This is a genomic window from Pedobacter sp. 01N416, assembly GCF_056399685.1.
Genome location: NZ_JBFTRT010000137.1, coordinates 1 through 9,937 on the forward strand (window position 1 = coordinate 1; position 9,937 = coordinate 9,937).

8 protein-coding genes are annotated in these 9,937 nt (G+C 40.4%); 3 read left to right on the forward strand and 5 right to left on the reverse strand.

The window, feature by feature from the left end; translation table 11 throughout:
- The 3 genes from AC1DND_RS09595 to AC1DND_RS09605 form a co-directional block, all read left to right on the forward strand.
- Positions 1-188 (forward strand): hypothetical protein (locus tag AC1DND_RS09595; protein WP_477581136.1); only part of this gene is annotated, 188 nt, incomplete at its 5' end.
- A 161-nt stretch (positions 189-349) separates the two neighbouring features.
- Positions 350-673, forward strand: coding sequence for a TfoX/Sxy family protein (locus tag AC1DND_RS09600; RefSeq protein WP_215127809.1), 324 nt, complete (start codon positions 350-352; stop codon positions 671-673).
- A 176-nt stretch (positions 674-849) separates the two neighbouring features.
- Positions 850-2,730, forward strand: coding sequence for a gamma-glutamyltransferase family protein (locus AC1DND_RS09605; protein WP_477581137.1), 1,881 nt, complete (start codon positions 850-852; stop codon positions 2,728-2,730).
- A 44-nt stretch (positions 2,731-2,774) separates the two neighbouring features.
- Here AC1DND_RS09605 and AC1DND_RS09610 read toward each other — a convergent pair whose 3' ends face one another.
- From AC1DND_RS09610 to AC1DND_RS09630, 5 genes are all read right to left on the reverse strand, one after another.
- Positions 2,775-3,755, reverse strand: coding sequence for a PorP/SprF family type IX secretion system membrane protein (locus tag AC1DND_RS09610; protein WP_477581139.1), 981 nt, complete (start codon positions 3,753-3,755; stop codon positions 2,775-2,777).
- An 18-nt stretch (positions 3,756-3,773) separates the two neighbouring features.
- Entirely contained in the window at positions 3,774-4,718 is a 945-nt protein-coding gene (locus tag AC1DND_RS09615; RefSeq protein WP_477581141.1) for a T9SS type B sorting domain-containing protein, read from the reverse strand.
- 34 nt (positions 4,719-4,752) lie between these two features.
- Entirely contained in the window at positions 4,753-5,445 is a 693-nt protein-coding gene (locus AC1DND_RS09620; protein ID WP_477581143.1) for a hypothetical protein, read from the reverse strand.
- 24 nt (positions 5,446-5,469) lie between these two features.
- Complete coding sequence (locus AC1DND_RS09625) at positions 5,470-8,388, reverse strand: hypothetical protein (RefSeq protein WP_477581145.1); 2,919 nt, start codon at positions 8,386-8,388, stop codon at positions 5,470-5,472.
- A gap of 527 nt (positions 8,389-8,915) precedes the next feature.
- Positions 8,916-9,836, reverse strand: a complete 921-nt coding sequence (locus tag AC1DND_RS09630) for an alpha/beta hydrolase (protein WP_477581146.1) — start codon at positions 9,834-9,836, stop codon at positions 8,916-8,918.
- Positions 9,837-9,937: the final 101 nt, after the last annotated feature.

Sequence of the window (9,937 nt, forward strand, 5' to 3'; positions counted from 1 at the left end):
GTTTAGAACAATCATATATTTTGTGTCAATTGTTCATTTGGGCGACAAATTTAGCGATTATGCCCATTATTGCAAACCAGAATCAAAAGTTTAGAACAATCATATATTTTGTGTCAATTGTTCATTTGGGCGACAAATTTAGCGATTATGCCCATTATTGCAAACCAGAATCAAAAGAAAAGGAATAACCAATGATTAGTGAATGGGCGTACTTAATATAATCGACGATTGTTCCTATCTTAGTGCTTGAAGCATGTAGAATTTAATAGTGAAAACAGTTAAAGGTTTTCTTTTCAATTATTCGTTTAGCTTTACTCATATCACACCTTTCAAATTAGATCAATTTACAATGGCGTCAGAACAGAAATTCGTAGACTTTATAATAGATCAGATGGATTATTCCGGACATGTTACTTATAAAAAAATGTTTGGCGAATACGGCTTGTATTTTGATGATAAGTTGTTTGCACTGGTGTGCGACAACAAGCTGTTTGTTAAGCCAACCTTATCTGGAAGGGCGTATATAAAAGATGTTGTGGAGGCACCTCCTTACCCGGGTACAAAAAATCAGTTTCTAATCGAAGAGCAGTTGGAAGATCGCGATTGGCTAAAAAAACTGGTTAGCATCACTGTTGCAGAACTGCCTGAACCCAAACCCAAGAAAAAGAAATGAGAACAGGACCTTACATTCTTCTAGGTGGATGAATTTACCAAAAGCTAACTGTGCGCACTAGGGTAAGTTGTTCTGGTGGTACTTAAATTTGTAACAAGCTTGTTTTATTACCCATAATTAGGGGGGCTGTGCAGGTGAAGGACTGCTGTGGCACATATTTTAGCTATATTGGAACTATGAAAAAATTAGCCCTGTTTCTGCTACTATCACTCTCTCTTCGCACTTTATTTGCTCAGCAAACGCAAAAGCCAATGCTTTATGGGAACAGCTGGATGGCCATCACAGGAAAGCCGATGGCAGCAACAGCAGGGTCGATGATCTTTCAGCAAGGTGGAAATGCAGTTGATGCAGCATGTGCCATGTTGGCTGCTACCTGCACCATGTGGGATACTTTAAGCTGGGGAGGAGAAACACAGGCACTAATTTACAACCCGAATACAAAAAAGGTGATCGCGATTAATGCAATGGGCGTTGCCCCAACTGGAGCAACCGTAGCCTTTTTTAAAGCTAAAGGTTATAGCTTTCCGCCAGAATACGGCCCTTTGGCTGCAACCACGCCAGGTACACCCGGCGGACTGATTTATATGCTGAGTAAATATGGTAGCATGAGTCTGGGACAGGTTCTGGCACCTGCCATGCACATGGCCGCGGGTTATGCCATAGAAGCACAGGCGGCAAACAGTATAGAGCGCGATAAAGAATTGATCAAAACCTGGCCTTACAGTAAAAAGGTGCTATTGCCGCATTTGGGCGAAAAGCGTGAGGCGCCAGAAGCAGGTGAGGTTTTTATTCAAAAAGATCTATTGGCCACCCTAACCAAAATGGTTGAAGCAGAGCAAGCTGCGTTGGAGAAAGGTAGCTCGCGACAAGAGGCATTAATGGCCGCTTACGATCGTTTCTATAAAGGAGACATCGCCAAAGAATTCGTGCGTGGGAGTAAGGAACAAGGAGGTCTGATTACCATGGATGATCTTGCTAAATGGAAACCCGTTGAAGAAGAAGCATTAAGCACCGATTATAAAGGGATTAAAGTATACAAATTAAAACAGTGGACACAAGGCCCTGTTTTACTGCAAGCTTTGAATATATTAGAGAATTTCGACCTAAAAGCAATGGGCTACAATAGCTCAAAATATATCCATACTGTTTATCAGGCCATGAATCTTTCTTTTGCAGATCGCGATTTTTATTATGGTGATCCAAACCAAAGTCCTGCTGAACCGATGAAAGGTCTGTTAAGTAAAGATTATGCAAAACAAAGGGCCTCGCTTATTCAGCTTGATAAAAATGATGCAAACACAGGGCCTGGTGATCCTTACCCATACGAGGGCAAGAAAAACCCTTATTTAAATCTGTTAAAAAGCAGAGGCTTTAACCTCGATACAACCAAACGTAACTTTGCGCCAAAGCACGACCTTGGGAATAATACGCCAAAAGAAATTTATGAAGATCGTTTGTGGAGGGGAACAACATCGATAGAAGCTGCAGACAAGGCCGGTTGGGTAGTATCTGTTACCCCAAGTGGTGGCTGGCTTCCGGCCTGTATTGCCGGTAATACAGGCATTGGGATGAGTCAAAGGATGCAAAGTTTTGTGCTCGATTCTACCTTAAATCCCTTCAATGTTGTTGCACCGGGCAAAAGGCCAAGGGTAACCCTGTCGCCTTCATTGTTTATCAAAGATGGTAAACCATTCGTATCGGCTGCAGTTCAGGGCGGAGATACCCAGGATCAGAATTTGCTTCAATTCTTTTTAAACATGGCTGAGTTTGGTATGAATGTGCAAAAGGCAACCGAAGCGGCTAACTTTAATACGAATCAGCTTTGGCTTTCGCTGGGTGGTACTAAAACAAGCGATAGAGCACCAAAACCTGGTCAGATTTTATTAAATAACAGTACTAAAGAGGAGGTGCGCAATGAACTGAAAAAAATGGGTTATACACTCAGTTTTTCAGAACGGACCAGTGGGCCAATCAATGCCATTTATTTTGATTGGAAGCACAATAGTTTGCAAGGCGGCTCGAGTAACCATGGCGAAGATTATGGTATTGCATGGTAATACATTGGTTCGATTAATGATATGCACTGCATTTTGATTAACACCTAAAAATAACACTTTGGTCTTCGGCTCTTTTTGGTTTCGATATAATAGCCAACTGAGATTTCGTGCGAGCCATAATCGTAATTGCTCAGTTTATTGAGGCTGTAATCATAACCATAACCAATACGCAAGTTAGATCTTATAAACAATTCGCTGATGAAACCAACTGCCGCTCTACTGGTTAATCCACGCTGCAAATTCTCTTTAGGATAAATTTTTACCGAGGTGCGATAAACTGCACCAAGCCAGAAGCGCTCTTTTACCAGTAAAAAGGCATTTAAATCTAATGAGGTTGGTCCATGTAAATCATCTTTAATTAAAAAGGTTGGTTTAAAAACAAAATCGTTATTTACAGGTAATGCCACCCCTGCACTCAAGTAAAAATGAGGCTGAATTTTAACGTTTAGCGAATTGTAATCGTCAAATACTGATAAGGTTTTTGAAAAGAGGTTATTTGCCGAAAAACCGATAAAAAACTTTTCATTTGAATAATGGATACCGGCGCGTATATCAGGCATCGTCTGACTTATTGATCCTGTCGGGATACGGTTATCGCCCATTTCGATAGGATCTAACAAATTGCCGTTTAAGGAAGTCTGGATTACACCTACGCCTAAACCGAAAGCGAGGATATTGGTTTCAGTACGATCAAGTTTTATCCTGTAAGCGAAATTTGCCGATGCATTTAAAGTGTTTTGTGCACCTATTTTATCCTTGGTTACAATCATCCCCAGGCCCAAACTTTCGTCATTTATAGCCTCATCTGCAGATATAGAAAGGGTTTGTGGTGCGCCCCGAACACCAGTCCATTGTGCTCTGGCGAAAGCCTGTAGGTAAAGCTCTTCTTTATAACCCGCATATGCAGGATTGATGTACATGTTATTAAAAACATATTGCCCAAACTGGGCATCTTGCTGCGCAAAAACCTTAACAGATAATATCGTAATGGTCAAAACAAGAAATATCCTTTTCAAAATGTTCATGTCTGTATTTTGTTTTATTTACCTGATTACCGTTACATAACCTTTGTAATCTTGCCAGGTTGCTGTTCCATTTCTAACTTTAATCACGTAGAAGTAGGTTCCATCCGTTAATCCTGGAGCAGTCCAGTCGTTCTTATAGTGATTGGATTGATAAACCGTACTTCCCCAACGGTTAATAATTGTTACTTCGTTCGATTCAAAAGATTCCAGGTGTTCAATATAAAAAGTGTCGTTCTTGCCGTCCCCATTGGGCGTGAAGACATTTGGTATTCTTAAACCTGAAATCTCTTTTTTATCGGTTGATGTATTATTGCCCAGGTTAGGGTCAAATTCTGTTGCAGTAACAGTCGCTGTATTAGTCACCATACCCGATTGCTTGGATCTTACCCTGATTACCAGCTCAGCAAACTTGCCATTGGCCAGTAAGGGAATGTTCCAATTAATGGTTCGGTTTAGCTGATCGTAGCTCGCTATTCCATCTGTTGGCTGGGCCAGGTTTTCTAAAGAAAGGTTATCAGGAAGCGCATCTTTAATCATCAGTTGGGTGGCATCATCTTTACCATTATTTCTAACATTCAGGTAATATTCGAAAACCTGATCGCCCACTACAATTTTTGATTCTGATCGCTTTGTTATGGCTACATCCGCAATAAGCTGTGGCAATATAATAACCTCTATTTCATCTGAAATATCGGATGTGCAACCAAATTTATTTACAGTAGCTACTTTATAAATGCCTGCGGTGGCGGTGATAAGTGTTGCTTTGTTTTGGTTCTTCACTAACACATCATCCTTGTACCATATATATAAAGCCGCTCCAGCCGAATTTGCACGCAAAACCACCGACGACCCTTGTCTGATCGCAATGGTTTGCCGCCCATTGGGAGCAATATGGCCCTTTGCTGTTTGAATAAAAAACAACAATATAGCCAAAGCCAGAAAGGAGTATATCCTTAGCTTCATTTATACAACAATCATCAGAAAAACGAAAACCGGCCTAGAAAGTAACTGCTGTTGCCGTGCCGGTGATGGTTCCTGGAGTAATGGTTGGTTTTACAGGCTTAGCGGTTACCGTAACATCATGATCTGCCCATTGCGGACAATATTTATTACCGTTAATTACATAACCTACTTTTAGCCTATGCGTTTTTGTTCCAACAGTTGCAGGTGCCGATGGCGTATAGTCTTTTGTTGTAGCACCTGATATAGCCGTTTCTACTCCTCCTGTTACCGTATACCACTGATAGGCCAAAGTTGGAATGTTGGTAGCATCAGGATTGGTAACAGCGCCAACTTGCGCCAATGGGCTTTCGAGACAGAAATCAGCAGGCGTAAAATTAACAGTCAGAGGTTGAAGTACATATACCGGAATTTCTTGTAATTCAGATTCGCAGGAGCCTGGTGTTGTTGATTTAGAACTTAAATAATAATAGCCTGTGTTTAAATCGGCCGCTGCGATTTTATTTCCCGAAACTAAAGTAACACCTGTACTTGGCGTAGTAGTTTGCGTTGCACTGTATTTAACAATCCAGTCTTCTCCAGCTGGGGCAGCGGGTAAAGTAAGATCCGATCCTTTGCAAAAAAGACTAACTCCGCTTGTAGTTGGTAGTACCTGAGCCGATACTTTTGAAAATGTGCAGATTAACAGGAATGTAATTGCTAAAATTGCTTTTGTAATTGAATTGTTCATGGGGACGATTTTTTGTTTGTTTGATTAATATTGTGAATTAGTTTGCACCAACACATGCGGTGCTGATGGTTTTGGATTTATTTTAATGTTGAAATTAATTTGAGTACTGCAACCCGCCGCATTTTTAATGGTCAACATACCGGAATGAACACCTAGAGCAGCATTGACCGGGATGTTAAGCGGAATATTTCCCGCTGGCAAAGGTTGATTGCTAACTGGATCAAAACCTGGTGTGTTCCAGGTAATGCTATACGTTGTTGGACTGTTTAAAGCGTTGGTATAAGGGAGTGATAACGTGGTAAAACCCTGACAGATTTCAGGTTCGGTGCCCAATGTTAAATTTGGAAGCCCGTTTACGATTACAATAAAATCGGCTGTTTTCTCCGCGCAGCCCTTTGCTGTGGCTGTTATAGTTGCTGTTCCTGCGAATGTATTATCCCAGGTTACTTTTCCACTGTTTGCATCAATAATACCTGCCGCTAGGGGTAACATAGAATAAACTATGCTTGTGGCATTTGTTGCCGTTGCAACATAGGTATCGGTTCCGGTACCACTACAGCGTTTATCGGTTAATCCGGTGTTAAAAGCAGGCGTACTTACATTTCCATTTACCGTTATTGAGCCTGTTGCAGTGAATGGAGTTCCTGTAGTATTAGAAACGGTATAAGTTTTTGGTGGGCCTGCGGTAGTTGGCGTGCCTGAAATGGTAACTTTTTTAGGAGACGAACTATTGGTATAAGTTATCCCGGCTGGTAAACCTGTAACTTGAATACCGTTTGAGCCTGATGGAATATTGATAATAATATTGTTCATAGCTGTTCCTACACATACTTCTCTATCATTAGAGCCAGTTATGGTACTAACCGAGCTCTGATCGTTAGTGGTTACCTGATCAGGCTGCGAGCCCGTAATCGTTGCTGTGTTAATATTAGTTCCTGTTGCGACAACTTTTGCTGTGATGCTTAAGGAGATACTGGCATTACTGGCCAAATCGCCAATAGTCCATATGCCCGAAATAGGATCGTAACTCGTTCCCGATGGCGCTATGCTCGATACATAAGTAAAACCGCTAGGAAGCAGATCTGTAACCGATATCCCAACCGCATTGCCATCGCCTAAATTTTCGGCCTTAAGCGTAAATACTACATTGCTGTTTAACTCCGGATAAGCGATATCAACTGTTTTGGTAATCGCGCGGTCGATATTACAAAGTGAAACCTTTATTGGGAGAGAAGGTGCACTCAGCCCACAATCCAAACTATAACTCACCGAATAATTGCCAGATGTACTAGCCACATAAGTACTGGCATTTGCACCACTTATAGGAACTTCGTTAAGGTACCATTGATAATTGGAAGCATTTGGAGTTGCTGTGAGTGTTGCGGATGCGCAGTTGGTTTGTGATACCACAGGTTGATCACCTTTCTCAGGGAAACGTGAAATAAAGTTCGACATGGAGAATCCGTCGCCTTGTTGCACCATCGACACCGTAAGCCGTTCTGCACTGGTAATGGTAATTGCCTTTGGCGCGCCAATATCTGCTTTTGTAAAACTTATTAAATATAAGCCAGACGTTCCCAGAGTTTTACGGGTACCGATGCCTGGTATTGCTTCAATATCACTATTTGTATAATTGGGTGTGCCCAATTGCGTCGTTAGATAGATTTTAGCGGTGCTTTTTGTAATGATATAACCAAAGTAAGATAAATCGCTATTGTTATAAGCTGTGAATTTGGTGGTTTCGACTTTTCTGGATCCCGAACAACTGGAAATAGGTACTAAAGTAGCAACATCAACCTCGCAACCACCGCCAACTGAAATACCAGCCGTACCTGAAAATACGCCTACGTTTTTAGTCGCTTCAATTCTTGAGGATGAATACCTTCCGGTATTAATGCCCGGCGGATTTGTCGCGCTATAGGTGCCGGAAACAAAACCGTGTTCGAATGTTTTAAAATCGCCGGCTTGTGCCAGTGTAAAGGTAGTTGTGGTTTTCTGGGTACCATTCAGGTCAAAGCTGGTAACGGTAACCACAGTGTTTGCTTCAGTTGCAATTACAGTAGTTTGCTCTGCAATCGTGTTACCTTCACCTCTAACTACCACATATTCTCTACCCAATGAGGCAATTGGGGGAATTGGATTGTAAGCACCGTCTCCACAGCCTCCAGGAGCATCCAGATCTGCCGCGGTATTCATTACAGCCGATCCTGACGATTCTACCAGGGTTCCCATTGGGGCAGTGAATAAATAACTTTGTCCGGCATTTAATGTTGCCTTTGCTACACCAGCTATTTTAACAATCGTGTTATTTTCGGTGGCCATAATGCTATAGATCGGTGGATGCGCATTACTTGCAAGATTACCATCCCTATAGTAACCTACGCGAAAGGACGTTCCAATTGCCGCATCGCCAAAACTAAAAAGAGAGGCGTTACCCTTAATATCTGCATCCGTGCCATCAGCTCCTAAATTATCTGATGCAACATTTCTTAAATTCACTGAAATAGATCCAGTAGCCTCTACTATTAATCCAGCCCCACTCAGTACCTTATTTAATTCGTGCTCAGGTGCATCTTCAGGTAGTCCGGTAAAGCGATAAACAAAAGGCGTTCCCTGAACGCAGGTAAAAGTGGTTACAACAGTACCATCGCTTTTATATATTGTTCCGGTAACGGTTCCGATATCTGATGTAATAACAATTTCGTTGGCTTTACTCCAATATTGCCATGGGGCAGGGGCGATATAATGTTTAGAATAACTGGTTGCGTATAAGTGTTTTGTGGTGTTCGTGCTGGTTCTTGAAGAAAAAGGAAAAGATAAATTGTTAAAGCCAGCGTTCGCTATGGTTTTAGTTTCATGGCGTGCAAATGCAATATTTGCTGAGCAGAGCAATATTAATCCCAGTAACCCGTTAAATAAAAACAGCAGAAAAGCCTTAATCATAAATAACCTGTTGAACCCATATATGGCGTAACATAGATCTAATAATTCATTAAAGGCTGAGGGCACTTTAATAAATTATAGCACAATAAACACCTGCCTATATAGATTAGGTGTGATTCATTGTGTAGTTCGACTGTGTCAGTTTGTTTGGTTCTTTGGTCGAAAGTAATTAAAAAAACGCACTAAAAACACACTTAATATTAATTTTTAATGCACCTTAAAGCTGTTTAAAGGCAATTTTTGCATAAATTAAATCGCCTGTATTTCTACTGATACGCCTTTAATTAAAAACCGATTATTTTCTTTCTGACTATTTGAATTTTATTAATGGGTAATATATTTGTAGTCAATTATTTATGATGTTTTTGGCATTCYAAATTACAATGAAAATCGTTTACATGAAAAAAAATCATTTTTTTTTATAAAGTAATGCGATTGGCATAGAAATATTGACCTTATCTGTGGTTTAAAAGCTATAAGCCTATTGCTTCTCGTTTAAAAATTACCGCTGCACAGTGGAAGGGACCTTATGGTGTTTTGATTTTCATTTCAGTCATCCATGCCATACACTGTTCAAGCCATTTATCTGTTCTCGTGGCATTTTTTAAACCAAAACCATGTCCGCCGGTAGCGTAGATATGCATTTCGCCTTTTACCCCATTGTTTTTAAGTGCCTGATAATAGTTTACAGTATTAGCAACAGGTACTACTTTATCATCACTGCAATGAATCAAAAATGCAGGAGGAGTATCTTTATTTACCTGTAGCTCATTAGAATATTCAACTGTTTTTTCGATCGATGCATTTTCTCCGATTAAAGCTTTTTTAGATCCTTTGTGCAGAATGCTATCCTGAAAGGTAATAACAGGGTAAATGAGTATTGAAAAATCTGGTCGGAGATTTGTTTTTTCCTGATTTGGGATCACTACATTTTTATAATGCGTAGATGCAGTAGAGGCCACATGACCGCCGGCCGAAAAACCCATTATCCCAACTTTTGCCGCATCAATGTTCCATTCTTTAGCCCGTTCGCGCACTGTTTTTATGGCTTGTTCAGCATCCTGTAATGGCCCGATTGAACGATTTTTCATAATCAGATCATTGGGTAATCGGTATTTTAACACAAAGGCCGCTATACCTTGTTTATTTAACGCCTTTGCAACCTCGGTGCCCTCGTTGTTCATCACCAGATAAGAATAACCTCCACCAGGACATATAATTACGGCAGCACGCTTATCATTGTTTTTTTTGGGGAGAAAAACGGTTAAAGTCGGCTCCGTAACGTATCTGGTTAATATTCTGCCATTTTTGGCGGTATCTGTTTTTTCTGTTAAATCAGCCTTAATGGCATTCGGTACATTTTTGTAAAGCGGTACAATATTTTGTGCAAATAACCCTGCCTGGTTCATGTTAAGCATTAATGTAAATGCTAAAATTATTTTTTTCATATACTTGGTTTAAACAAAACTATAAAATTATTTTGTAAATATGTACTACATATTTTGTGAACATTTGTTTTTAAATCTAAAAGCGCGAACTATTTTTCAAA